This window comes from Phycicoccus sp. M110.8, assembly GCF_032464895.1.
Lineage (GTDB): Bacteria > Actinomycetota > Actinomycetes > Actinomycetales > Dermatophilaceae > Pedococcus.
This window is the reverse complement of record NZ_JAWDIC010000001.1, coordinates 74740-100011: the sequence shown is the minus strand read 5'-3', so window position 1 is coordinate 100011 and position 25272 is coordinate 74740. Positions and strand designations below refer to the sequence as shown.

General features: G+C 72.0%; 20 protein-coding genes, 1 tRNA gene and 2 pseudogenes. 8 read left to right on the top strand and 15 right to left on the bottom strand.

Going from position 1 to position 25272, the window contains the following annotated elements; translation table 11 throughout:
- Positions 1–3 precede the first annotated feature (3 nt).
- Together RKE38_RS00470 and RKE38_RS00465 are read right to left on the bottom strand one after the other, a co-directional pair.
- Positions 4–744 (bottom strand): amino acid ABC transporter ATP-binding protein, encoded by a 741-nt coding sequence (locus RKE38_RS00470; RefSeq protein WP_310147839.1) that lies wholly within the window; start codon positions 742–744, stop codon positions 4–6.
- 305 nt (positions 745–1049) lie between these two features.
- Positions 1050–2948, bottom strand: coding sequence for a potassium transporter Kup (locus tag RKE38_RS00465; protein ID WP_316005498.1), 1899 nt, complete (start codon positions 2946–2948; stop codon positions 1050–1052).
- Between the two features lie 240 nt (positions 2949–3188).
- On the opposite strand from RKE38_RS00465, the gene RKE38_RS00460 reads away from it, so the two are divergent.
- Positions 3189–3968, top strand: a complete 780-nt coding sequence (locus tag RKE38_RS00460; RefSeq protein WP_316005497.1) for a hypothetical protein — start codon at positions 3189–3191, stop codon at positions 3966–3968.
- 107 nt (positions 3969–4075) lie between these two features.
- On the opposite strand, the gene dctA is transcribed toward RKE38_RS00460, so the two are convergent.
- Both dctA and RKE38_RS00450 read right to left on the bottom strand, forming a co-directional pair.
- On the bottom strand, positions 4076–5386 hold the full coding sequence (dctA, locus tag RKE38_RS00455; protein ID WP_316005496.1) for a C4-dicarboxylate transporter DctA: 1311 nt from the start codon (positions 5384–5386) through the stop codon (positions 4076–4078).
- Positions 5387–5448: 62 nt separating this feature from the next.
- Entirely contained in the window at positions 5449–6579 is a 1131-nt protein-coding gene (locus tag RKE38_RS00450; protein WP_316005495.1) for a PrpF domain-containing protein, read from the bottom strand.
- Positions 6580–6702: 123 nt separating this feature from the next.
- Here RKE38_RS00450 and RKE38_RS00445 point away from each other — a divergent pair, with 123 nt between their 5' ends.
- On the top strand, positions 6703–7614 hold the full coding sequence (locus RKE38_RS00445) for a LysR family transcriptional regulator (protein ID WP_316005494.1): 912 nt from the start codon (positions 6703–6705) through the stop codon (positions 7612–7614).
- A 6-nt stretch (positions 7615–7620) separates the two neighbouring features.
- On the opposite strand, the gene RKE38_RS00440 is transcribed toward RKE38_RS00445, so the two are convergent.
- The 3 genes from RKE38_RS00440 to RKE38_RS00430 form a co-directional block, all read right to left on the bottom strand.
- A complete protein-coding gene (locus RKE38_RS00440; RefSeq protein WP_316005493.1) occupies positions 7621–8550 on the bottom strand; it encodes a GAF and ANTAR domain-containing protein in 930 nt (309 codons plus the stop codon).
- A gap of 209 nt (positions 8551–8759) precedes the next feature.
- Positions 8760–9464, bottom strand: a complete 705-nt coding sequence (locus tag RKE38_RS00435) for a hypothetical protein (RefSeq protein ID WP_316007566.1) — start codon at positions 9462–9464, stop codon at positions 8760–8762.
- 273 nt (positions 9465–9737) lie between these two features.
- Positions 9738–9811, bottom strand: a tRNA-Ile gene (locus RKE38_RS00430).
- A 163-nt stretch (positions 9812–9974) separates the two neighbouring features.
- Between RKE38_RS00430 and RKE38_RS00425 the strand changes: the two genes are divergently transcribed.
- The 3 genes from RKE38_RS00425 (at position 9975) to RKE38_RS00415 (ending at position 11913) form a co-directional block, all read left to right on the top strand.
- A complete protein-coding gene (locus RKE38_RS00425; protein ID WP_316005492.1) occupies positions 9975–10460 on the top strand; it encodes a hypothetical protein in 486 nt (161 codons plus the stop codon).
- Positions 10461–10665: 205 nt separating this feature from the next.
- Entirely contained in the window at positions 10666–11181 is a 516-nt protein-coding gene (locus tag RKE38_RS00420; protein ID WP_316005491.1) for a DUF3145 domain-containing protein, read from the top strand.
- Positions 11182–11277: 96 nt separating this feature from the next.
- On the top strand, positions 11278–11913 hold the full coding sequence (locus RKE38_RS00415; RefSeq protein ID WP_316005490.1) for a hypothetical protein: 636 nt from the start codon (positions 11278–11280) through the stop codon (positions 11911–11913).
- 23 nt (positions 11914–11936) lie between these two features.
- Here RKE38_RS00415 and RKE38_RS00410 read toward each other — a convergent pair whose 3' ends face one another.
- Complete coding sequence (locus tag RKE38_RS00410) at positions 11937–12494, bottom strand: hypothetical protein (RefSeq protein WP_316005489.1); 558 nt, start codon at positions 12492–12494, stop codon at positions 11937–11939.
- 164 nt (positions 12495–12658) lie between these two features.
- On the opposite strand from RKE38_RS00410, the gene RKE38_RS00405 reads away from it, so the two are divergent.
- Positions 12659–15010, top strand: a complete 2352-nt coding sequence (locus RKE38_RS00405) for a glycosyltransferase (RefSeq protein ID WP_316005488.1) — start codon at positions 12659–12661, stop codon at positions 15008–15010.
- Positions 15011–15248: 238 nt separating this feature from the next.
- Here RKE38_RS00405 and fabF read toward each other — a convergent pair whose 3' ends face one another.
- The 5 genes from fabF to RKE38_RS00380 form a co-directional block, all read right to left on the bottom strand.
- Positions 15249–16493 (bottom strand): beta-ketoacyl-ACP synthase II, encoded by a 1245-nt coding sequence (gene fabF, locus RKE38_RS00400; protein WP_316005487.1) that lies wholly within the window; start codon positions 16491–16493, stop codon positions 15249–15251.
- 114 nt (positions 16494–16607) lie between these two features.
- Complete coding sequence (locus tag RKE38_RS00395) at positions 16608–16856, bottom strand: acyl carrier protein (protein ID WP_310157933.1); 249 nt, start codon at positions 16854–16856, stop codon at positions 16608–16610.
- 80 nt (positions 16857–16936) lie between these two features.
- The gene (locus tag RKE38_RS00390; protein ID WP_316005486.1) at positions 16937–17959 is read right to left on the bottom strand and encodes a beta-ketoacyl-ACP synthase III; all 1023 of its coding nucleotides are present in this window, start codon (positions 17957–17959) and stop codon (positions 16937–16939) included.
- A gap of 1 nt (position 17960) precedes the next feature.
- Positions 17961–18932 (bottom strand): ACP S-malonyltransferase, encoded by a 972-nt coding sequence (locus RKE38_RS00385; protein ID WP_316005485.1) that lies wholly within the window; start codon positions 18930–18932, stop codon positions 17961–17963.
- A 99-nt stretch (positions 18933–19031) separates the two neighbouring features.
- Entirely contained in the window at positions 19032–20228 is a 1197-nt protein-coding gene (locus RKE38_RS00380; protein WP_316005484.1) for a helix-turn-helix domain-containing protein, read from the bottom strand.
- 292 nt (positions 20229–20520) lie between these two features.
- Here RKE38_RS00380 and RKE38_RS00375 point away from each other — a divergent pair.
- A pseudogene (locus RKE38_RS00375) lies at positions 20521–21030 on the top strand (glycerophosphodiester phosphodiesterase family protein); the annotation flags it as partial.
- 128 nt (positions 21031–21158) lie between these two features.
- Positions 21159–21257 (top strand): annotated as a pseudogene (locus RKE38_RS00370) (hypothetical protein); the annotation flags it as partial.
- 175 nt (positions 21258–21432) lie between these two features.
- On the opposite strand, the gene RKE38_RS00365 reads toward RKE38_RS00370, so the two are convergent.
- Positions 21433–22326 (bottom strand): NAD(P)-dependent oxidoreductase, encoded by an 894-nt coding sequence (locus tag RKE38_RS00365; RefSeq protein ID WP_316005483.1) that lies wholly within the window; start codon positions 22324–22326, stop codon positions 21433–21435.
- A 106-nt stretch (positions 22327–22432) separates the two neighbouring features.
- Entirely contained in the window at positions 22433–25198 is a 2766-nt protein-coding gene (gene aceE, locus RKE38_RS00360; RefSeq protein ID WP_316005482.1) for a pyruvate dehydrogenase (acetyl-transferring), homodimeric type, read from the bottom strand.
- Positions 25199–25272: the final 74 nt, after the last annotated feature.

Here is a 25272-nt window from a genome sequence, read left to right as displayed (position 1 = left end):
CGGTCAGTGCGTGAGGATCTTGCCGAGGAAGTCCTTGGCGCGGTCCGAGGTCGGTGCCGTGAAGAACGTCTCGGGTGCGGCCTCCTCGACGATCTGTCCGTCGGCCATGAAGACGACCCGGTTGGCCGCCTTGCGGGCGAAGCCCATCTCGTGGGTGACGACCACCATGGTCATGCCGTCCCTGGCCAGGCCGACCATGACGTCGAGGACCTCGTTGATCATCTCGGGGTCCAGCGCCGAGGTCGGCTCGTCGAAGAGCATGACCTTGGGCTCCATGGCCAGGCTGCGCGCGATCGCCACGCGCTGCTGCTGGCCGCCGGAGAGCTGCGCCGGGTACTTCTGCGCCTGGTGGGCGACCCCGACGCGCTCGAGGAGCTCCAGCGCGCGCTTCTCGGCGTCCTTCTTGGGCGTCTTGCGCACCTTGATGGGGCCGAGCGTGACGTTCTCGAGAATCGTCTTGTGGGCGAAGAGGTTGAAGGACTGGAAGACCATGCCGACGTCGGCGCGCAGCTGCGCGAGCTCCTTGCCCTCCTCGGGCAGGGGCTTGCCGTCGATGGTGATCGAGCCGGTCTCGAACGTCTCGAGCCGGTTGATCGTGCGGCACAGGGTGGACTTCCCCGAGCCGGAGGGGCCGATGACGACGACGACCTCGCCCTTGCCGATGGACAGGTTGATGTCCTGCAGGACGTGGAGGTCGCCGAAGTGCTTGTTGACGCCTTCGAGGACGACGAGGGGCTCCGTCATGCGGGGCAACCTACCCGTTGCCGGACGATCCGTGCGCGCCCGGCCCCCAGGAACCGGGACCAACCGGATGAGTCGGGCACATCTACGTAAAGGTTTCGTCCCGATCGGTTCGCGGGGGCTGATTGGGAGTAGCCTCGACGTGGTAGTCGGGCGTGCACCCCCGTCATCGGCCCGCCACCGCGCCAGGAGCTCCCTCGGGACCCCGGCGGTGCGACCCCCGGGTCGCGCAGTGCCCCCGCCGAGTTCCCACAGCGGGGGCACTGCAACGAGTGGACCCCTCCGCCGTCAGAAGACCACGGCCGCCGTCAGAAGACCACGGTCGCGCCCATCGCGACGGTGCGGTCGGCGGGCAGGCGGAAGTACTCGACGGGCGACGCGGCGTTGTGCGCCAGGGCCAGGAACAGGCGCTTGCGCCACGCCGGAAGGTCGCTGCCGGACCCCCGCTGGAGAGCGATGCGCGACAGGAAGTAGTACGCGTCGTCCGGGTCGACCTCCACCAGGCCGCGGTCCCGCGCCAGCCTCAGGGCCGCCGGGACGTCCTGGTCCTCCTGGAAGCCGAACCGCAGCGTGAGGTGGGTGATGGCGTCGTACGGGTCGCCGAGGTCGTCCACCTCGACCCGGTCGACGTCGGCCACCACAGGGATGTTCTCCGACGTCGTGCTGACGATCAGGACTGTCTCGTGGATCACGTGGTTGAACATGGCGTTCTCCCGCAACGCCAGCGGTGTCGACGCCTTGTCGGGGTGCAGGAAGACGGCCGTGCCCGGGACCTTGCCGACCGGGTCGCCCTGGAGCCAGTCGATGAACGGGTCGAGCGGACCCTCCATGGCCGAGCGGCGGTCGGTGACCAGGGTGCGCCCTCGCTGCCACGTGAGCATGACGGTCGCCACCAGCACCGCGATCAGCAGCGGGAGCCAGCCGCCGTGCAGCACCTTGGTCAGGTTGGCGCCGAAGAACGTCAGCTCCAGGACGAGCAGGGGCACCGCGAGCAGGACCAGCTGCGTCCGGCTCCAGCCCCAGGCCGACTCGGCCAGGATGAGGAACAGGGTCGTCGTGATGAGGAAGGTGCCGGTCACGGCGAGGCCGTACGCGGTGGCGAGCCGCTGGGAGGACTGGAACGTGAGCAGCAGCAGCATGACCCCGACGAACAGGGTCCAGTTGACGGCGGGGACGTAGATCTGGCCCTGCTCCTGCGTGGACGTGTGGCGCACGGTCAGGCGCGGCAGGTAGCCCAGGCGCTCGGCCTGGCGCGACACCGAGAAGGCACCGGAGATGACCGCCTGCGAGGCGATCACGGTCGCGGCCGTCGCCAGGACGACGAGCGGGACCCCGAGCGCGTCCGGGGCGAGGTGGAAGAAGGGGTTCGCCGCGGTGTCGGGGTGCTTCAGGATCATGGCGCCCTGGCCGAGGTAGTTCAGGGTCAGGGCCGGGAACACCACCGCGAACCACGCCCGGCTGATGGGCCCGCGTCCGAAGTGGCCCATGTCGGCGTAGAGCGCCTCGGCCCCGGTGATCGACAGGACCACGGCGCCCATGGCGACGAACGCGATGAAGGGGTGGTCGACGACGAACAGGACGGCGTGGTGCGGTGAGAGCCCGCTGAGGATCGCCGGGTCGCGCACGACCTGCGCCGCCCCCAGGACGCCGAGCACGAGGAACCACAGGACCATCACCGGGCCGAAGAACCGGCCGACGAGCTGCGTGCCGTAGCGCTGCACGCCGAACAGCAGCGCGATGATCGCGGCCCCGATGGGCACGACGAGGTGGCCGAGCTGGGGCGCCGGCACCGACAGGCCCTCGATGGCCGACATCACCGAGATGGCGGGGGTGATCACGCTGTCGCCGTAGAACAGCGAGGCGCCGAGCACGCCGAGCAGCATCACGAGGGTGAACCGCCTGCCGCCGGGGCGCACCGAGCGCCGGGCCAGGGCCGCGAGGGCCATGACGCCGCCCTCTCCGTCGTTGTCCGCGCGCAGGATGAAGTACACGTACTTCACCGAGACGACGAGGGTGATCGCCCAGAACACCAGCGAGATGACGCCGTAGACGTCCCCCGGGGAGGTCTGCACCATGTTGTGGTCGATCGAGAAGACGGTCTGCAGCGCGTACAGGGGGCTGGTACCGATGTCGCCGAAGACGACGCCGAGGGCGGCCAGCGCCAGTCCTGCTCCTCGCCGCGGGGCGTGGCCCTGTTCGTGTGTCACAGGACGATGATCCTCTCACCGTCCCGGTGCCATCCCGCACACCAGGTCCAGGTGCCGGTATGCCGGGTGGCGGGCACGGCCGGTATGCCGGGCGGCCGGGGCGGCGGTATGCCGGCCGGCCGGCCGGGGCGGCGGGCGTCTGCCCGCCGGTCACCCTTGTGGCCGAGGACGGGAGCGGGGGCGCGGAGTAGACCTGACAGGTCCGGCCCGCGCCAGGGCCGCAAGAGAAGGGGTCGACCCATGATGAAGGGAACGCGGACGAAGGTCCTCGCAGCGCTCGCCCTCGCCGGAGCACTCGGGCTGACGGGAAGCCCGGCGATGGCTGCGGGCTCGGGCGCCGCCACGGCATACACGTGCACGGGTGGGGACGTCCCGTCCGGGACGTACTCGCGCATCACCGTCACGGGCATGTGCTCGGTCGGCGCCGGGGCAGTCATCGACGTCGCCGGCAACATCGACGTCATGGCCGGAGCCATGCTCGACGCGCAGAGCGCTCCGGCGACCATCATGGTGGGGCACAACGTCACGGCCGGCGCGGGATCGCTCGTCGGCCTCGGGTGCCAGCCGCCGTCCTACACCGGCAACTCCGCGCACGAGTGCGCGGTCGAGCCGGAGGGCCACTCGACCATCAGCGTGCAGGGCAACGTCACCGCCACCGATGCGCTGGCCTTCCTGCTCAACGGCGCCACCGTGAAGGGGAACGTCACGTTCACCGGCGGCGGCTCCGGCATCCCGTGGTCGATCAAGAACAACACCATCGGCGGCAACCTCACCGTCAGCGGCCAGACGAGTGAGTGGCTCGGCGTGCTGTTCAACAGGATCGCCGGCAACACGACGCTGACCGACATCACCATCCAGGACGAGCACCCCGGGGCCCCGGGCGTCTACGTCGTGCGCAACACGATCGGGAAGAACCTGACCTGCATGGGGCTCACGCCGGGTGTGTCCGGCGGGTTCGTCCCCGGCAGCGTCAACGTCGTGGGCCGCAACGCGATCGGCCAGTGCGCCTCGCTGGTCTGAACCCCGCGCGTCGGAGTCCACTCGCACCTGCGCCCGCCTGCCGCCCTCATGGGTGGCAGGCGGGCGCAAGCACCCAGTGGGGTCGGGACCCCTGGTCCTGCAGGGCGTCAGTGGCTCGGGACGGCTGCCGCGAGTGCCCGCCTCTCCGCCGGTGAGGGGACGAAGCCGGCGTGCAGCTCGGCCCGCAGCACCTCGACGTCCAGGGCCTTCTGCCACCGCGCGACCGCGATGCAGCAGACGACGTTGCAGACGGTGCTCGTGAGTGCGCGCGCCTCGCTCATGAAGCGGTCGATCCCCACGATCAGGGCGACTCCGGCCACCGGGACGTGCGGCATCACGGAGAGAGTCGCCACCAGGGCCACGAAGCCGCTGCCAGTGACGCCCGCAGCCCCCTTCGACGTGAGCAGCATCATGCCGAGCATGAGCGCGATCTCGCCCCACCCCAGGTGGATGTCACAGGCCTGGGCGATGAACATCGAGGCGAGGGTCAGGTAGACGGCGGTGCCGGTGAGGTTGAAGGAGTAGCCGGTCGGCACGACCAGCCCCACCACGCCGCGGTCGCACCCGAGCCGCTCGAGCTTGGACAGCAGGCGAGGCAGCACCGGCTCGCTCGAGGAGGTCGCGAGGACGATGAGGATCTCGTCGCGGAAGTACTTCAGGACGCGCCAGAGGCTGACCCCGCTGGCCCTCGCCACGACGCCGAGCCCGACGACGACGAACACGACGCACGCCAGGTAGAAGGCGAGGATGAGCAGGCCCAGGTTGCCGATGGAGTGCGCGCCGTACTTGCCGACGGTGAACGCCATCGCGCCGAAGGCGCCGATGGGGGCGAACCGCATCAGGAAGCCGAAGACGACGAAGAAGAGACGATTGAAGCTGTTCACGACGTCGAGGGCGAGCCGCCCCGTCGGTCCCAGCTTGGTGAAGGCGAAGCCGCACAGCAGGGCGAGCAGCAGGACGGGCAGGACCTGCCCGTCGGCGAAGGCGCCGACGAACGTGGTCGGGATCAGTCCGAGCAGGAACTCGACCGGCGTGCTGTCCTTGAGCTCGCCGCTGACCTTGGCCGCCACGCTGCCGTCGAGGTGGGCAGGGTCGACGTGCATGCCCGTGCCCGGGTGGAGCAACAGGACTGCCCCGAGGCCGAGGGCCAGGGCCAGGGCGGTGAGCGCGTAGAACAGCCCGAGGGCCCGCAGGAGCGTGGGGCCGACCTTCTTCACGTCCGTCATCGACGTGATCCCGCTGACGATGGTGCAGAAGACGATCGGGGCGATCATGAACTTCACCAGCTTCACGAAGGCGTCGCCGAGCGGCTTCAGGCCGGCACCGAGGTCGGGCCACAGGGCTCCGACGAGGATGCCGAGCGCCACACCGAGAAGGACCTGGACGTAGAGGTGCCCGAGGATTGGTTTGATCTTCATTGAACAACTTCCTGGGTCGGCCCCTCGCGGACGAGAGGCGCTTCTGAGGGTAGGGGGTGTCGCTAGGCCACGGTCCGTGCGACCTCGATCTGGGCGACTGCCAGCTGTCGGGCAGCGCGGTCGAGCACGACCTCGACGACGTTGCCGTCCGCGTCGGTCACGACCTCGGTCGCAACCACGCCGGCGGGGGTCCCGATGCGAAGGTGGCGCGTCCGCTCCTCGGGTGAGGAGGGCCCGATGCTGCGGGCTACGAGCGAGCCGGGGATGGTGGCCGCGGAGGAGAGCGCGACGGCCGAGGTCAGGCCGATCGCGGGGTGGGGGGCGAACATGGAGAGCATCCGCACCCGCAGGTCGTGGGTGTCGGCCGCAACGTGCGATCCGTCGGCTGCCGTGTAGCCGGCCGGGGGAGCGACCAGTCCGACCTTGGGGATCGCGTGCTGCGGCGTGTCGTCGGGGCCGCGCAACCCCATCGCGAGACCGGCCTCGGCCCGCAGCTCGAGGAGCTCGGGCAGTCGGTGGTCCAGCCCCGCCGTCATGGAGGACAGGTCGACGCCCAGGTCCGAGGCGGGCGCGAAGACCGCCGGCGCGCCGGCGTCGACCATCGTCACCTCCGGGGCTGCGCCGCCGGGGAGAACGAGCCGGTCGGTCGTGCGCCCGGTGGGCAGCAGCGCTCCGGTCGACTGCCCCCACGGTCCGTGGAAGGACAGGCGCACCGGGACACCTGGTGCGGTGCTGCCGGGGACGCGCGCCTGCCCGGCGGTCGGAACACGGCGGCGCGGTGTCGAGACGGTGCCGCTGAGGACGGCTCCCGTGTTCAGGTTCCGCATGGTGACCCGGGTGGCGACGTCCCCAGCGGCGACGATCCCGTTCTGGACGGCGTACAGGGCGATGGCCGTCGCGCAGTTGCCGCAGTTCGAGCCCAGCTCGACAGTGGCCTGCCCGATGCCGACCTGCGCGAAGAGGTAGTCGAGGTCGGCCGGGCCGTCGGGGGTGGCGGTGATGACGGCTGCCTTCGAGGTGGTCGAGGTCCCGCCACCCACGCCGTCGAGCTGCCGGGAGTCGGCCGCACCGAAGGCGTCGGCCAGGAGGGCCAGGACGTCCTCCTGCGTGGGCGCGTGCCGCGCCACGTCGCCGGCGTCGAAGAGCCAGCACTTGCTGGTGCCGCCTCGGTACCACTGCCCCCGGAGCTGCACGTCGTTCTCCTGTCCGTCGTGGGGGCCGCTGCGGCCCCCGTCCACGGACAACCATCGCGACCTGCGGGGTTCAGCACAATCACAGGAAAGTGAACCGCTGTGTGCTTCTGCTAAAGTCACGCCATGGCTCAGATGGACCTGCGGCGGCTCCACGTGCTGAGGGAGGTGGGTCGGTCAGGCTCACTGACCGCCGCAGCGGCGGCACTGTCGTTCACGACCTCTGCCGTGTCCCAGCAGGTGACGAAGCTGGAGCGCGACATGGGAGTGCCCCTGCTCGAACGTCACCCCCGAGGTGCTGTCCTGACCGAGGCCGGCCGGGCACTGCTCCGGTATGCCGACGACATCGACCGGAGCATCGACGCAGCCCGCGCCGAGATGAGCGAGTTCGCCGACCTGCGCCGCGGCCAGCTGCGACTCGGCACCTTCCCGACGGTGGGCGCATCGCTCATGCCCGAGGTGGTGCTTGCGTTCCGTGCCCGCCACCCCGATGTGGTCGTGACCGTGGTCAGCGCCCGGCGCGCGGGGCTCGTCGACAGGCTCAAGCGGCGCGACATCGAGCTGACCCTGTTGTGGGACTACCCCTGGCAGCGCGTCGACGATGCCGAGCTCTCGACGACCACGCTGCGCAAGGACCCCACGCTCCTGCTGCTTCCGCGCAGCCACCCGCTCGCAGGCGTCGACGTGGTGAGGGTGGAGCAGCTACGCGACGAGCAGTGGGTGGTCCGTGACGAGCACCCGGTGGCCGACGTGTTGCGCCGGGTGTGCCGCCGCGCGGGCTTCGAGCCCGAGGTGGCCTTCGCAGCCAACGACTACCAGGAGACGCAGGGGATGGTCGCGGCAGGTATCGGGATCGCCCTGGCACCCCAACTGGCCCTCAGCGCCCTGCGGCCCGACATCGTGGCGGTGCCGCTTCACGACTCTCCGAGCCGGCGGATCCTGCTGGCACGCCTTGCGGACCGGACGTTGAGTGCTGCCGGGCGCGAGGCCGCGACGGTGTTCCGCGCGGTGGCCGCCGGGGCCGGCGACCGCGGATAGGTCGCGTCAGGACTCGACAGCGACCGCGGGCCATCCCGGTTCGGCGACCGGTGTCCCGGACGGTCCGTGCGTCTCGTCGGTGTCGGAGGCGGTCGAGAGGGTGGCCGCGACGACTTCGGGGGCGCGAGCGGGCTGTGTCGAGCTGTCCGCGTGCGCGGTCACGGTGGAGTGCGGGGTCACGGCGGGGTGCGCGGTCACCATGGGAACCCCGGACACGTCGGGTTGCCCGGAGTCGTCCGGGCGGTCGGCACTCGTGTGGAGGGCGTTGGCCTGATCGACGAAGTGCCGGGCGATCTCGCGCAGGTCGATGGTGCTCTTCTGCGCCAGGGTGGTCAGGTAGGCGAAGGCGGCGTGGTCGTCGAGGCCGAAGCGCTCCATGGCCAGGCCCACCGCCTTGCCGACCACGCGGTTGGTCTCGAGCGCAACCGTCAGCTGGTGCTCGCGCTGCGCCTGGGCCAGGGCCAGCGCCGCCTGACCGGCGAGGAGCTTGGCCTGCGCGAGCCGCGCCATGTCGACGGGCAGGTACGTCGCGGAGTACAGGTTCAGCGCGCCGAAGGTCTTGCTGCCGAGCACGAGGGGCACGCTGAGGATCGACCGCATGCCCGCCTCGACTGCACGCGACGTGAACACCCCCCAGCGGTGCTCGCTCTCGGCGTCGTCGACGACGACGGTGTGGTCCTCACGCAGGGCGGTGAGCCCGGGACCCTCGTCGAGGTCGTTCTGGAGGGAGTCGAGGTCGAAGACGACCTGGTGGTTGGCGACCAGGGTGGTGTACGTGCCCGACCGGTTGGCGCCACTGATGCCGACGAAAGTGCCGGGCGCCCACAGCTCGGCCATGTCCAGGAGCGACTCCAGAGCAGGTAGGACAGCCCCTCCGCACCAGGCGGAGGCGCGCCCGTCGAGGGCGACGAGGTTGGTGGAAGGCGAAGGCTTCACGGCGACTCCAGTCGACTGCGGTGAGATGATCACCAAGCGGTCGCGTTGCTGGGACGAGTCGCCTGAGGGTCACGAACGGTGCCCATCAAGGTCCGGATGTGGACCTTCACGGGAACTGTACGCCAGATTCCCTCGCATCCACTCTCACCTGCGCATTTATTCTGCTTCGCGGGCACACGAGCGGAGCGTGCTCCAGCACACTCGTCTCCTCAGGCGGGCTCGTCGACGCGGGGCCGGTCGGCGCCCGTGCGCTGTAACCACGCGACGAGTGCTGCGAAGAGGAGGAGGGCGACGAGCGACACGCTGCCGTCGCCGAACCCCAGGCCGGCGGCCTTGGTGGGGGGTTTTCCGAGCCAGTCGGCGATCGAGGCCCCCAGCGGACGGGTCAGAACGTATGCCGTCCAGAAGCAGGTGACCGGGCCGAGGACCTGCAGCCGGCACAGCGCGAGCGGCACGAGAATGAGCATGCCGAAGACGAGCACGGAGGAGAGGTAGCCCAGCCGCAACGTGAACGCGGTGAGGTCGCCGGCGGCAGTCCCCAGGGCGAAGGTGGCCACGACCGTGGCCCAGTAGAAGAGCTCGCGGCGGCGGGTGGTGATGCTGTGGATCGAGACGCTGCCCTCGACGGCCCGCCAGGCCCCCAGGCAGGCGAGCACCGCGAGGAGGTAGCCCACGGTCGTCACGGCATACGGCACGCCCAGGACCACGTGCACCGCGTCCGCAACCATGGTCCCGAACACGGCCACCATTGCGACGGCTGTCCAATAGCGCACGGGGCTGTAGGAGGCGCTCCGGAGCTGGACGACGATCGCGACCACGAAGGCGACGAAGCCCACGCCCACGGCCACGACCGGGCTGCGTCCTGCGAGGAAATCGGAGATCGCCTCTCCCATCCCCGTCGTCAGCAGCTTCATCACCCAGAAAGCGAGCGCGACGTGGGGAACGCTGGGGGCCACCCGTGCGGGGGCGGGCAGGGACACGACGGAGGGACTTGACACGGCCCACACCGCACCAAGTCGTCCTGCACGCCGGCTGGGTAGACCCTGTGCATCGCCTCAGCCGGGCGTCGGAGCGAATCCGGTGCTGTCGTTCTGGCCGAAGGACCTGTCAAGCATCAGCCGAAACACCGTCAGGCATCAACCGAAGACCAAACGTCAAGCATCAGGCGGAGTCATACAACACGTCGGTGGGGCAGGTCGGGCTTGAACCGACGACCGACGGATTATGAGTCCGCTGCTCTGACCGACTGAGCTACTGCCCCGCGCCAGCCCGGCTCGCACCGCGCTGGGCGCCGGAAGCCTATCGGCCTGCGCTGGCTCTGTTCACAGGGTGGCGCCGACCTGACAGCAGGCTCACGGCTGCGGCTGCCCGCCGCCACAGCGCCGACCCCGACGGTGGAGCTCCACCACCTGAAGGAGAACCTCGTGAAGATCCGCATCGTCCCCGTCGCCGCCGGCCTCGCCGCCGCAGCAGGCATCGCCATCACCGGCGCCTCCCTGGCCAACGCCGCGCCGGCGACCTCCACCGCCGCCACGGCATACACCGCCCCGCAGCAGAACGGCGAGGTGCCGAACGGCCAGCCGCCGCGCGGCAACGGCAACACCGACCCCAGCAAGCCGATGCGCAGCGACGAGAAGCTGCTCACCGGCGACGTGGCCGCCAAGGTGACCGCCGCCGCCAAGAAGAAGGAGCCGACCGCCACCATCCAGCGGGTGGAGACCGACTCCGACGGCGTGTACGAGGCGCACATGGTGCGCACCGACGGCACCCAGGTCATCGTGCAGATCGACAAGTCGTATGCCGTGACTAACGTGCAGGTGATGGGGCAGGGCAGCCCCGGCGGGCAGCGTCCCGGCGGAACGGGCGGGTCCCAGCAGGGCTCGACCTCCGCGCCCAGCGCGACCAGCTGACCCCGGTTCCGGGCAGGGCGGCCACCGACCGGTGGCCGCTCTGCGCCGCGTGGCACGGCCGTGATTCCTGGGAATGCTGGTGCTGCCGGTGCTCGTGGTGCACAATGGGGCCTCAGCACGCACAACTGAACAGCCGCGGCACACGCCGAGCTCTCGTGATCGAGGTCGTTGGGGAAGACGTCCCTCACACACGAAGGAGGCCCGGATGTCTGTCGCGATGCCGCGTGTCATGACTCGCGGGGTGGTGTTCGTGCACTCCACCCCCAAGGCGCTGTGCCCGCACATCACCTGGGCACTCGAGTCGGTCCTCGAGACCCGGCTCTCCATCGACTGGACGCCTCAGCCTGCCGGTGCCTCACTGGTCCGCGCGGAGTTCCCGTGGAGCGGTGTGCAAGGCACCGGCGCCAAGCTCGCCTCGACCCTGCGCGGGTGGGACAACCTGCGCTACGAGATCACGGAGGAGCCCAGCCCGGGCGCCGACGGCTCGCGGTGGTCGCACACCCCCAGCCTCGGCATCCACCACACATGGACCTCGGCGAGCGGTGACGCCGTCGTCAACGAGGACCGCCTGCGCGAGGTGCTGCGGCTGTCCCAGGGCTCCTCGGAGGCCATGGCCGAGATGCTCGACGAGCTGCTCGGCACCGACTGGGACGACGAGCTCGAGCCCTTCCGGTATGCCGGGGACGGCGCCCCCGTCCGCTGGCTGCACAAGGTGGGCTGAGCCGCACCGGGACACCCGCTGCGACCTGCACGTTTCCCGCCTCCCGGGGCTCGGCCGGTACCCTTCTGCGCTGATCCCTGATCCCAGGAGGACCGTGTGAGACCCCGTCATGCGCTCACGGGCGTCGTGGCAGCGGTCGGTGGCATCGCCCTGCTCTGGTGCGCGTGGCTGGTGCTGCAGGCCAACCTGACCACCGGCACGACCGTCGCCGTCGTCGTGCTCTGGCTGCTCGCCGCCGGCGCCGTCGCGACCCTCGCGGCATACGTCCGGGAGGTCGAGCGGCACCGGGCGGACCGGTCGCGGCACCGGTCCTCGGCCAAGCCCCTGCCCGGCCTCGTCCTGCTCTGGGTGGCCGGTCTGACCGCGCTGGCCGCCTTCCCCTTCATGCTGTCGGAGTCCAGCGCAGCCGGGGCGGCCAGGGTGCAGCCCGACAGTGCCCCCGCGGACGCCGTCGACACGCCGAGCGCCCCGACGTCCTCGACGCCGGTCCCCGCGCGGACATCGCCGACCAGCCCGTCGCGAGGGGCCACGCGGACCCCGTCGCCCGTCAGCACGTCGACGTCCGCGGCGCCGGGGTCGGGCACGCCCCGACCCGTGACGACGTCGACCACGGCCGCGACCGCACGTCCGACGTCGACGATCACCACCGCGCCGCGGCCGACCACGTCGACGACGACCTCGGGTCCGCTCGTCACGATCACCCTGCCGCCCGTGCGGACCAAGGGCCACTGAGCGCGGACCTCGGCGCAGGCGGGTCAGCCCACCAGCAGCGCCTGCGGGAACGGCCGCCGTCCAGCGCGCTGGCGCAGCGCGACCAGGCTCGCCGTGTCGAACACCTCCGCCGGGAGCAGCCAGTACCGCCCGGTCATCGCCACCACGACGATGCCGTCGGACTGCTCGACCGTGTGGAGCAGGTCGTAGCTGACCTCGTGCGAGCAATGGTGTCCGCGCAGCCGCAGCGAGTGCGGGCCGACGACGACCCCGACGAGCTGGCCGGGGGCCAGGTTGCGGGCCACCGCCGCGCTCGTCGACAGCCGCACCATGGCCAGCGCGACCACGGGGCACAGGGCGGTGGCGCACAGGAGTATGCCGGCCGAGGAGGCCAGCACGTGGGGACTCAGGCCGGGTCCCGTCAGCTCGGTCGTCACGGTCGGCAGCCAGATCAGCGCGACCGCCCCGAGCAGCATCGCCCAGGTCTGCGGACGCCGCAGGACGTGCCGCCGGGCGGCCCGCAGGGCCCGCCGTGCCATCTGCTCGTCGACGACGACGATCGCCTCGCGTGCACCCTCGTCGGCGCCGACCACTTCCCGCATCGTGTTCCCTCCTGCTGCCCCGGCAGGAGGCTAGGACCCCCGGACCGCCCCGTGGACGCGGTGACCTGCAGGTCTGACCGAACGGATGAGGACGAGACCGCGTCCCTTCCCCTCATGCACCGGCCCTACTCTGGTGAGCTGCCCCACGGAACCAAGGAGCACGCGTGACAGCCCTCGTCCTCGTCGCCGTCGTCGCCACCGTCCTGACGACCGCGGCGTTCCTCGTCGCTGCGCGCGACCGCGACCCGGCCGACGCCCGGCACGCCCGCGGGGCGTCCCCCGCAGCACGTGTCCTGGCCCCGCTGCCCGGACTGGTCCTGGCCGGCGCCCTGCTCGTCCCCGTCCTCCCTCCCTCCGATGTCGGATGGTCCGTGGTGGCCCTGTGGGTCACCACGCTGGTGTGGGTGCCCCTCACCAGCCGCTGGTCGGCCCTGGGGCACGCGAGCTGGGCCCTGTCCGCCTCCACGGGTCTGGCCTACGTCCTCGCCATGGCGCTCTGGACGACCTCCTCCGGCCTCACCGGCTTCAGCGTCGTGGGGGCGTGGGCCCTGTGGGCGCTCGAGGTGGCGGCCTACGTCCTCGTCCTCGCCTACGGGTGGGAGATCCACGACGCCCTGGCGTCCCGGACGTGGCAGCGCCGTCTCGGCCGAGGCGCCGGCCCTGCGCCGGTCGGCGCGGACGAGCACCACCCGTTCGTATCGATCCACGTCCCGAGCCACCGCGAGCCGCCCGAGATGGTGATCGCCACGCTGCGGTCGCTCCTCGACCTGGACTACCCGGCATACGAAGTGCTGCTCGTCGACAACAACACCGATGACGACACCCTCGTCGCCCCCGTCGAGGCGTTCTGCCGGGCGCACCCGGAGCGGCTGCGGTTCCACCGGCTGCTCGACTGGCCGGGGTTCAAGTCGGGGGCGCTCAACTACGCCGAGGAGCACAGCGATCCCCGCACCGAGCTCATCGCCGTCGTCGACGCCGACTACCAGGTGGACCGGGGCTGGCTGCGCGACACGGTCGGCGCGTTCGCGGACCCGTCGGTCGCCTTCGTCCAGACCCCGCAGGACTACCGCGACTGGACCGGCTCGCAGTACCTGCGGAGCCTGTACTACAGCTACGACTACTTCTTCGCGGTCTCCCAACCCTCGCGCGACGAGCGGAACAGCGCGATCTTCGGCGGCACCATGGGGCTGGTCCGACGGGAGGCACTGCGCGACGTCGGCGGCTGGGACGAGTGGTGCGTCACCGAGGACGCCGAGCTCTCGCTGCGCCTGCTCGCCCGAGGCTGGTCGGGCCACCACGTCGACCGCACCTTCGGGCACGGGGTCATGCCGCTCACCTTCGAGGCCCTGAAGCGACAGCGGTTCCGCTGGTGCTTCGGCGGCATGCAGATCCTCAAGCGGCACTGGCGCATGCTGATGCCGTGGCACCGCGGCACGCGGCTGGACCTGGCCCAGCGCGTCGGCTACCTCAACGGCGGGATCCAGTGGCTGGGCGACCTCGTCGGCCTGCTGTTCAGCCTCCTGGTGGTGCTGAGCCTGGTCGACCTCGCGCTGGGCGGCGGCCTCGTCGTCCGGCGTCTCAGCGGCCTGCTCGTCCTCGCCGTGCCGGCCCTCGTCCTCGTCGGCCTCGTCCGCGCCGTGGCAGTGGTCAAGGCGGTCGGGCGGGACGCCACGTGGCGCGACGCGCTCGGGGCGTTCCTCATCTGGCTGTCCCTGGGCTGGGTCGTGGCGATGGCCTGCGTGCGGGGGCTGGTGGAGCCTCGCGGGGTCTTCCTGCGCACGCCGAAGGTCCGCGGCGACGTGCACTGGTTCCAGGCCGTGCGCGCCCACGTCGTCGAGGTCGGGCTGGCAGTCGTGGCGCTGGCGAGTGCCGCCGGCGGCGTCGTGGCCCGTCCCGGGTGGGTGACGGTGGGCCTGTCGGGCCTCCTGGTCGTCCCCGTCGCCGGGTGGCTCGCCGCCCCGGCGCACAGCATCGCGGCGATGCGGGCGGACCTGCCGGCCGACCTGCGTCGCCGGCGCACCGCAGAGTGGGCGCGCGGGTGGTGGGGTCCGAGGGCCCGCACCTCCCTGGCGACCGTCGCCGGCGTCGGCGCGCTCGCGGCCGTGGTGATGCTCCTCGTGCAGCCCGCCTCCCACGAGGCACCGCGCACCGCAGCCGTCCCGCGGGTGGGTCCGTCACCGGGCCACCACACCGCCGCACGGCACGCCCCCGGCAGGTCGACGACCACGACGTCGTCGTCCACGGCGCCGGTCGGGGTCGCGCCGGTGGGTGTGACGACCTCGTCGTCGAGCAGGTCGGGGGCGTCCTCGTCGGCCTCGCCGTCCACGACCAGCCGGCCCTCGGCGACGTCCACGACGCCTTCGGGGTCGCCCACCACGGTGCCCTCGCCGACGAGCGTCGGGAGCCCCACCTCGGCCGGGAGCCCGACGTCCGTGGGCAGCCCGACGACCAGGCCGACGCCGACTCGGACCACGCCCACTCCGACGCACCGGCCGACCACCACCGGCCACCCCTGACCCGCGGCTCCGCCCGGTCATCCTGACGAGCGGTTCACCCCGGTCACCCTGACGGGCGGCTCCGCCCGGTCACCCTGACGGGCGGCTCCGCCCGGTCACCCTGACGCGGGGCTCCGCTCGGTCACCCTGACAGGCGGGCCGCCCACCACCCAGCGCCCTGAGGCGCCGTCCGGGACACGACGGAGCCGGGCAGCGGCACGGGGGCCGCTGCCCGGCGCGGGCCGAGCGTCGGGGTCGGTCAGACGCTGGTGAAGAGCACGGCGACGTTGTGGCCACCGAAGCCGAAGCTGTTGTTCAGCGCGGCGATGTCGCCCTCGGGCAGCTTGCGCGCCTCGCCGCGGACGACGTCGAGCTCGATCTTCGGGTCCAGGTCGTCGACGTTGATCGTCGCCGGTGCGATCCGGTGGTGGACGGCGAGGATCGTCAGGACGCCTTCGAGCGCGCCGGCCGCGCCGAGGAGGTGCCCGGTCATCGACTTCGTGGCGCTGACGGGCATCCCATCGGCATCGGCGCCGAAGGCGCGGCGGATCGCGTTGGACTCCGCCACGTCACCGACCGGCGTCGAGGTGGCGTGCGCGTTGATGTGGACGACGTCCTTGGGGGTCAGCCCCGCCGACTGCACGGCCTCGCGCATCGCTCGCGACGCCCCGGCGCCCTCCGGCTCGGGTGCCGTGATGTGGTGGCTGTCGGAGGACATGCCGATCCCGGACAGCTCGGCGTAGATCGTGGCGCCACGGGCCTTGGCGGCCTCGTAGTCCTCGAGCACGATGACCGCGGCACCCTCACCGAGGACGAAGCCGTCACGGCCGGTGTCGTACGGGCGGGAGGCGTGCTCCGGGTCGTCGTTGCGGGTCGAGAGCGCCTGCATGGCGGCGAACCCGGCGATGGGCAGCGGGTGGACCGCAGCCTCCGTGCCACCGGCGACCGCGATGTCGGCGCGCCCGCTGCGGATCATCTCCGCGGCATACCCCATGGCCTCCAGGCCCGAGGCGCAGGCGGACACGGGCGTGTGGGCGCCGGCCCGCGCGCCGAGGTCGAGCGACACGGCGGCGGAGGAGGTGTTGGGCATGAGCATGGGGACCGACAGCGGGAAGACGCGTCGCGGGCCCTTCTCGCGCAGCGTGTCCCAGGCGTCGAGCAGGGTCCACACGCCGCCGATGCCGGTGCCGATGCAGGCGGCCAGGCGCTCGGGGTCGACCTCGGGGGAGCCGGCGTCGGCCCAGGCCTCGCGCGCCGCGATGAGCGAGTACTGCGCGGACGGGTCGTTGCGCCGCACCTCGACCTTGGTCAGGACGTCGAGCGGCTGGGTGTGGATGGTGGCGGCGAAGTGCACCGGCAGCTCGTGCTTCTGCACCCACTCGAAGTCCATGGTCCGGGCGCCGGAGCGGCCCGCGAGGATGGCGTCCCACGTCTCCGTGGCGGTGCCGCCGACCGGGGTGGTGGCTCCGATGCCCGTGACGACGACGCGTCGCTGTGCGGTCATGACTGGGGTGCTCCTTCGTTCGCGTGGGGTGCGGTGCGGGGCGGCGGCCCACGCCGGGCCCGGGTCCTGGCACCAGTGTGCCGGGTGGCTCGGCGGGGCCGCCGCTCTGCGGGCTCAGCCCTGGTTCTTGGCGATGAACGAGACGGCGTCGCCGACCGTCTTGAGGTTCTTCACCTCGTCGTCGGGGATGCGGACGCCGAACTTCTCCTCGGCGTTGACGACGATGGTCATCATCGACAGGGAGTCGATGTCGAGGTCGTCGGTGAAGGACTTCTCCGGCTGCACCGACTCGGTGTCGAGACCGGTCTCCTCGTTGACGATCTCGGCCAGACCCTCGAGGATCTCCTGCTCGCTCTGCGCCATTGGCTTGCGCTCCTTCGTGTGTGTCGCGTGGGTGTCGTGCATCGGTCGGTGGCCCGGTTGCCCGCGGGCCGGCGGGGGTCTCAGGGCAGGACGACGACCTGCGCGGCGTACACCAGGCCGGCGCCGAAGCCGATCTGGAGCGCCAGGCCGCCGTGCGGTGCCTCGCCCTCGCGCAGCATCCGCTCGGTGGCGAGCGGGATGGAGGCTGCCGAGGTGTTGGCGGTCTGGGCGATGTCGCGCGCGACGGGGATGTCGGCAGGGAGCTTGAGCTGCTTGATCATCGCGTCGATGATCCGCATGTTCGCCTGGTGGGGGATGAACGCGTCGAGGTCCTCGGCCCGCACGCCCGCCGCGTCGAGCGCCTTCTGGGCCACGGGGGCCATGCCCCAGACGGCCCAGCGGAAGACGGACTGGCCCGCCATGCCGATCGCGGGGGAGCCGACGCCGTCGTTCTGCTTCAGCTCGACCCACGAGTCGCGCTGACTGATGGTGCGCCACTGCGAGCCGTCCGAGCCCCACACAGTGGGTCCGATCGCCGGCGTGTCCGACGGGCCGACGATGGCCGCACCGGCACCGTCGCCGAAGATGAACGCCGTCCCGCGGTCGCGCGGGTCGGTGAAGTCCGACAGCTTCTCGACCCCGACGACCAGGACGTGCTGGGCCGAGCCGCCGCGCACCATGTCGCTGGCGAGGCTGATGCCGTGGCAGTAGCCGGCGCAGGCCGCGCTGATGTCGAAGGCGGCACCGCGGATCCCGAGCCGGTCGGCGAGGATCGGGGCGGCGGCCGGGGTCTGGTACGGGTGGGTCACCGTGGCGACGATGACCGCGTCCACCTGGGCGGCCTCGAGCCCTGCGGCCTCGAGGGCCTGTCGGGTGGCGGCCTCGGACATGTCCACGACCGACTCGTCGGGGGCCGCGAACCGGCGCTCGATGATTCCGGAGCGCTCGCGGATCCACTCGTCGGAGGAGTCGATCAGGTCGACGATCTCGGAGTTGGGGACCACGCGCTCGGGGCGGTAGCCGCCGACGCCCATGATGCGGGCGTAGCGGGCACCCTCCGGTGCCGTGATCGTGCCGGTGGCCTTGGGGGCTGGGGTCGTCATGTCAGGCTTCCTGCGCATCGGTGGGGGAGGTCGGTGCGCCGGCGGGTTCGCCGCCGTGCTCGCGGATCAGGGTGCGGGCCGCCTCGAGGTCGTCGGGGCTCTTCACCCCCAGTGTGGCGACGCCGGGCATCCCGCGCTTGGCGAGGCCGACGAGGGTGCCGGCCGGGGCCAGCTCGAGGACGGCGGTGACGCCGAGGTCGACGAGGGTCTGCATGCAGCGGTCCCAGCGCACCGGGTTGCTGACCTGGGCGACGAGGCGGGTCAGCGCGTCCCGCCCGTCGGCGACCGCCGAGCCGTCGGCGTTCGACAGCAGGGTCACGCCGGGGTCGCTGACGTCGAAGTCGGCGCTGAGCTCCCGCAGGGCGTCGACGGCCGGGGCCATGTGCGCGGTGTGGAACGCGCCGGCCACCTGCAGCGGGATGACGCGCGCCTTCGCCGGCGGGTCGGCCGCGAGGGCCTGCAGCTGCTCGAGCGTCCCCGCGGCAACGGTCTGGCCGGCGCCGTTGGCGTTGGCGGGGGTGAGGCCGTGCCGCTCGAGCACGGCCAGGACCTCCTCGGGGTCCCCGCCGAGGACGGCGCTCATGCCGGTCGGGGTGACGGCGGACGCCGCGGCCATGCCGGCGCCGCGCTCGCGCACGAAGACCATGGCGTCGTGGTCGTCCAGGACGCCGGCGAAGGCCGCAGCGGTGATCTCACCGACGGAGTGGCCGGCCACTGCCGAGACGCCGGCAGCCGCCGGACCGTCGGGGAACAGCACGCTCGCGACGGCCAGGCCCGCGCCGACGATCAGCGGCTGGGCGACGGCGGTGTCCTTGATGGTCTCGGCGTCCGAGGTGGTGCCGTGGGCGACGAGGTCGATGCCCGCCACGTCCGACAGCGCCTCGAGCCGGGAGCGGAACTCCGGCAGCTCGAGCCACGGGGTGAGGAAGCCGGGGGTCTGGGAGCCCTGTCCGGGGCAGAGGATCGCGAGCACGGACCCAGCCTTCCGAGTGCCGGGTGCCGGGGTCGTGACCGTTCGCGACGAACTTGAGGGGCGTGCTTTGGAGGAATCCTCCAAACCACGCACCGGGCGTCACGAGGGTGTGGGCCGTCTCACAACACCGGCGGGGCGGCTGAGGCGGCCGAGCGCGAGCGCGATCCGCACCGTGTGCGCGTCGTGGGGGTCGGTGAGCTGGTAGCCGGTGAGGTCCGCGATGCGCCCGAGGCGGTACCGCACGGTGTTCGGGTGCACGAACAGCAGCCTCGCCGTGCCCTCCAGGCCGCCGCCGGACTCGAGGTAGACCGACGCCGTCTCCAGCAGGACGCCGCCGGAGTGGGTCGTCAGCGGGTGCCAGATGCGGTCGAGCAGCAGGGCCCGGGCCGGGGCGTCGCCCACGAGGACGCGCTCGGCGAGCAGGTCGTCGGCGGCCACCGGTCGCGGCGCCTCGGGCCAGGCCTGCGCGCAGCTCTGCCCGGCGAGGGCCGCCCGGGCCGAGCGCCCGGCGGCGAACAGGTGCGGCACGGTGGGTCCGACCACCAGTGGGCCGTCGCCGAAGTGGTCGCCCACCTCCCGGGCCGCCGCGAGCGGGTCCTCGACGTTGCCGAAGATGCACACGAGCCGCCGCCCCTGGACCGCGGCGAGGGTGTCGACGCCGACCCGTTCGGCCGCCCGCCGCAGGCCGTCGACGACGCCGGCCGGGCTGCCGTGGGGCGTGCTGCCGGCCACCACGGCGACGCGGGTAGTCGAGCCCCAGCCGAGGGCCGCGGCGCGGGACTGCATCGAGTCGTCGGCCTCCCCGCGGAGCACGGCGTCGACGACCAGGCCCTCCAGCCGGGCGTCCCAGGCGCCGCGGGCCTCCGCGGCGTGCGCGTAGACCTCCGCCGCGGCGAACGCGATCTCGCGCGAGTAGCGCAGCACCGCCTCGCGCAGGGCCTGCTCCTGGCCGGGCTCGGCGAGGGCGGTGGCGTCCTGCTCGACCACGTCGACGACCGAGCGGACGAGGTCGAGGGTGTGCCGCAGCGTGATGGAGCGGGTGAGCTCGCGCGGGGCGGTGCCGAACACGTCGGCAGTGACCGGCGCCTGGTCACCGCCGTCGCGCAGCCAGGCGATGAAGGCCGCGATGCCGGCCTGGGCGACCAGGCCCACCCAGGACCGGTCCTCCGCCGACAGGGCGCGGTACCAGTCGTGGGACGCCTCCATCCGCCGGGTGGCGGCGCTCGAGAGCTCGCCGGCCGAGCGCTCGACGCGCTGCACGGTGTCCGACGAGAAGCCCAGGTCCGCAGGCGGCATACGACCGAGTCTATTTGTATGCCGCCCACAACCGCCGCGAGCGGTGGCTGACCGGACCGGGGCGGCCGGGAGGTGGTCCTTCCGGACGGAATCGTGCAGATGGGCCGAAAAGCCGCGGCGGCGCCCGGCCGGTGGCCTAGAGTCCAGCGCCGTGGGGGACCGTCTGCACAGGACCGTGCGTGCTCTCGCGGCGGCCGCGGCGCTCGCCGCCGGGCTCGCCGTCGCCGCTCCCGGTCCGGCCGGGGCACTGCCCAGGGACCCCGACCGGGTGCCCTCGCTGGTGTCGTCGGCCATGGTCGTGGGGCACCGGGGGGCGTCGGGCTACCGGCCCGAGCACACGCTCGAGGCCTACCGCGTCGCCGTGGCCCAGGGCGCCGACGCCATCGAGCCGGACCTCGCCTCGACCCGGGACCACGTGCTGGTCGACACCCACGACGTCGAGCTGTCGAGCATCACCGACGTGGCGGACCACCCCGAGCTCGCGGACCGGAAGACGACCAAGCAGGTCAGCGGGATCACCCAGACCGGCTGGTTCGTCGACGACCTCACGCTGGCAGAGCTGAAGACCCTGAGGGTGCGCGAGCGCATGCCCGCGATCCGCCCCGCCAACACGGCCTGGGACGGCAAGTTCGAGGTGCCGACGTTCGACGAGGTGCTGGCCCTGCGGGCCGAGCTCAGCCGCTCGACCGGGCGCGCGATCGTGGTCTACCCGGAGTCGAAGAACCCCACCTACTTCCGGGGCGAGGGCCTTCCGCTCGAGGAGCCCCTCCTGGCGGCGCTGCGCGCCAACGGGCTGGACTCGGCGACGGCCCCCGTGCTGGTCCAGTCGTTCGAACCGACGTCGCTGCGCCACCTCCGCCTCGACCTCGGCGTTCGGACGGCCGGCTCGGCACGCCCACGGGGCTCGTCCGACGGGCCCACGCCGCAGGCCTGCGCGTCCACGTCTACACGCTCCGCGCGGAGAACGTGTTCCTGCCGGTCGACTACCGCGTGGGCACCGATCCCGCGACCATCGGCCGGGCGGTCGACTACGACGGCGCCGTGATGAACGCCGGTGTCGACGGCATGTTCTGCGACCAACCCGACCTGTGTCTCGCCGCGCCGGCCCGCCACCGCGTCATGCTGCTCCGCACCTGGCACAAGCCGCGACGCTGACTCGTCCGACCCGCCCGACCGCCTGACCCGCCCGACCCGGGCCGCCGGGTCAGACGTGGTCGCGCCAGGAGTGCCGGGGCTCGTACCCGAGCACCCGCCGTGCCTTGTCGATGCACAGCAGCGTCTCGTGCTCGCCGAGCTCGCGCCGCACCTCCACCCCGGGGTACACCTCGGCCATGAGCGACGCGCTGGACCGGCACATCACGGTGTCGGCGTTCGCGATCACGAACACGTCCGCACCGGGCAGGTCGTGCGCCAGGCTGCGCTCCACCGCCTGGGCCCCGTCGCGGGCGTCGATGTAGCCCCAGAGGTTCCAGCGCCGCGCCTGTGGGTCGGCGTCGAAGGACGGGAACTGCGCGTAGTCCTCGACCTCCATGACGTTGGAGAAGCGCAGCCCGACCGCCACCAGCTCGGGGTCCCAGCGGCAGAAGTGCCGGGCCATCTCCTCCTCGAGCGCCTTGTTGAGCGAGTACGTGGACTCCGGCCGGGCCGCGTACTCCTCGTCGACCGGGGCGTACGGCGGAGGGCTGTCGAACGGCAGCCCGAGCACCGTCTCGCTCGACGCCCAGACGACCTTCCGGATCCCCAGCGCACGAGCCGCAGCGAAGACGTTGTAGGTGGCGGCCGAGTTGTTCGCGAACGTCACCGCGTTGGAGTGCAGGCCCGGCTGGGGGATGGCCGCGAGGTGGACCACCGCGTCGGCCGGGCCGTCGTGCTCGTCGACGCTGCCGGACAGCGCCTCGACGACCTGCCCGTAGTCGGTGAGGTCGACCAGCATGAACTCGCCCTCGACCTGCCGCGGGTCGCGGCCACCGGCGCGGTCGACGGCGAGCACGTCGAGGCCCAGGTCGCGCAGGTGGGCGACGACGGCCCGGCCGAGCTTGCCGGTCGCCCCGGTGACGACGACGCGGCGGGGGAGCGATGCGGTGGGGGAGGAGGTCATGCCCCCATCCTCGCCGCCGTGGCGTTGTCCCGCACCCGGCAGCGGTATGCCGCCCGCTCGAGGTGAGCGGGCGGCATACCGTTGGTGCGCTTGGGTGTTGGACGCGTCAGGCGTCGCCACCCGCGGTGCCGGAGGTGCCGGCGGTGACGTCGAGCAGGCGGTACCGCTGGGCGGCCTCCCGCGCCGTGCTGGCGTCGACCTCCCCGCGCTGGACGAGCATCTGCAGCGCCCGCACCGCGACCGAGGGGCCGTCGATGTGGAAGAAGCGACGCGCGGCCGGGCGGGTGTCGGAGAAGCCGAACCCGTCGGCGCCGAGCGAGGCGTAGTCGCCGGGCACCCACTGGGCGATCTGGTCCTGCACCTGGCGCATGTAGTCGCTCACCGCGACGACCGGGCCGGGCCGGTCGCGCAGCCGCTCGGTGACGTACGGGGTGCGGTTCTCACCGTCGGGGTGCAGGAACCGCTGCTCGTCGCACGCCATCGCGTCGCGGCGCAGCTCGCTCCACGAGGTCACCGACCACACGTCGGCGACGACGCCCCAGTCGTTGCGCAGCAGCTCCTGGGCCTCGAGCGCCCACGGCACACCGACGCCGGACGCGAGCAGCTGCACCCGCGGTGCGTCCTCGGGCAGTCCGTCGGCGATGCCGGGGGCGAAGAGGTGCATGCCGCGCAGGATGCCCTCGCGGTCGACGTCCTCCGGCTCGGAGGGCTGGCTCATCGGCTCGTTGTAGACCGTCAGGTAGTAGATGACGTTCTCCGGGTCGTCGCCGTACATACGGCGCAGCCCGTCCTCCATGATGTGCCCGATCTCGAACGCGAACGCCGGGTCGTAGGACACGACGGCCGGGTTGGTCGCGGCGAGCAGCGGGCTGTGGCCGTCGGCGTGCTGCAGGCCCTCACCGGTGAGGGTGGTGCGGCCGGCGGTGGCGCCGATGAGAAAGCCCCGGGTCATCTGGTCGGCGGCCGCCCAGATCGAGTCGCCCGTGCGCTGGAAGCCGAACATCGAGTAGAAGACGTAGATCGGCACCATGGGGATGCCGTGGGTGGCGTAGGACGTGCCGGCCGCGGTGAACGCCGCGACCGAGCCGGCCTCGTTGATGCCGAGGTGCAGGATCTGGCCCTGCGCCGACTCCTTGTAGGAGAGCATCAGCTCGGCGTCGACCGACGTGTAGTTCTGCCCGTGCGGGTTGTAGATCTTGATCGTCGGGAAGAACGCGTCCATGCCGAACGTGCGCGCCTCGTCAGGGATGATCGGCACCACGTGCTTGCCGAACTCCTTGTCGCGCATGAGCTCCTTGAGCAGCCGCACGAACGCCATCGTCGTGGCGACCTGCTGCTTGCCGGTGCCCTTCTTCACGACCGCGTAGGACGAGTGGTCGGGCAGCTTGAGCGGCTCGTGCTCGACCCGGCGTGCCGGCAGCGGGCCACCGAGCTTCTCGCGGCGCTCGCGGAGGTACTTGATGGTCGGGTCGTCCGGTCCCGGGTGGAAGTACGGGGGCGCGTACGGGTCCTTCTCGAGCACCTCGTCGGAGATCGGCAGCTTGAGGCTGTCGCGCAGGCCCTTGAGGTCGTCGAGGGTCAGCTTCTTCATCTGGTGCGTGGCGTTGCGGCCGGCGAAGTGCGAGCCGAGGCCGTAGCCCTTGATGGTCTTGGCGAGGATGACCGTCGGCTGGCCGTTGTGGTTCATCGCCGCCTGGTACGCCGCGAAGACCTTGCGGTAGTCGTGGCCACCGCGCTTGAGCTTCCACCAGACGTCCTCGTCGGACCAGTCCTTGACCATGTCGCGGGTGCGCGGGTCGCGGCCGAAGAAGTTCTCGCGGACGTACTTGCCGTCGTTGGCGCGGAAGGTCTGGTAGTCGCCGTCACTCGTGGTGTTCATCAGGTGCACCAGCGCGCCGTCGCGGTCCGCCGCGAGCAGCGGGTCCCAGCCACGGCCCCAGACGACCTTGATGACGTTCCAGCCGGCGCCGCGGAAGAACGCCTCGAGCTCCTGGATGATCTTGCCGTTGCCGCGCACCGGGCCGTCGAGCCGCTGCAGGTTGCAGTTGATGACGAAGGTGAGGTTGTCGAGCTCCTCCTGGGCGGCGAGCTGCAGCAGGCCGCGCGACTCGGGCTCGTCCATCTCGCCGTCGCCGAGGAACGCCCAGACGTGCTGCTGGCTGGTGTCCTTGAGGCCACGGTTGTGCAGGTACTTGTTGAACTGCGCCTGGTAGATCGCGTTCATCGGGCCGATGCCCATCGACACCGTCGGGAACTGCCAGAAGTCCGGCATGAGCCGCGGGTGCGGGTAGGACGGCAGCGCGAGCGGCTGCCCGGCGACGATGTGGCTCTTCTCCTGGCGGAAGCCGTCGAGCTGGTCCTCGGACAGGCGGCCCTCGAGGAACGCGCGGGCGTACATGCCGGGGGAGGCGTGGCCCTGGAAGAACACCTGGTCGCCGCCGCCGGGGTGGTCCGCCCCGCGCCAGAAGTGGTTGAAGCCCACCTCGTAGAGAGTGGCCGCGGAGGCGTAGGTGGAGATGTGGCCGCCGACGGAGATGTCGGGGCGCTGGGCGCGGTGCACCATGACCGCGGCGTTCCAGCGCAGGTACGCGCGGTAGCGGCGCTCGACCTCCTCGTCCCCGGGGAACCACGGCTCCTGCTCGGGGGAGATCGTGTTGATGTAGTCGGTGGCGGTCAGCGACGGGACGCCGACCTGCTGCTCGCGGGCGCGCTCGAGCAGCTTGAGCATCACGTACCGCGCCCGGTTCCGGCCGCCCTCGTCGATGACGCCGTCGAGCGACTCGAGCCACTCCCGGGTCTCCTCGGGGTCGATGTCCGGGAGCTGGCTGGGGATGCCGTTGAGGATGGGTCCGGCTTCCTCGCGTGCGGCCACGGTCGTGAGTCCTTTCTCGCGCTGCGGCCGCGGGGGTGCCTGCGGCCCTGCGTCCATCTTCCACCCCGACGAGG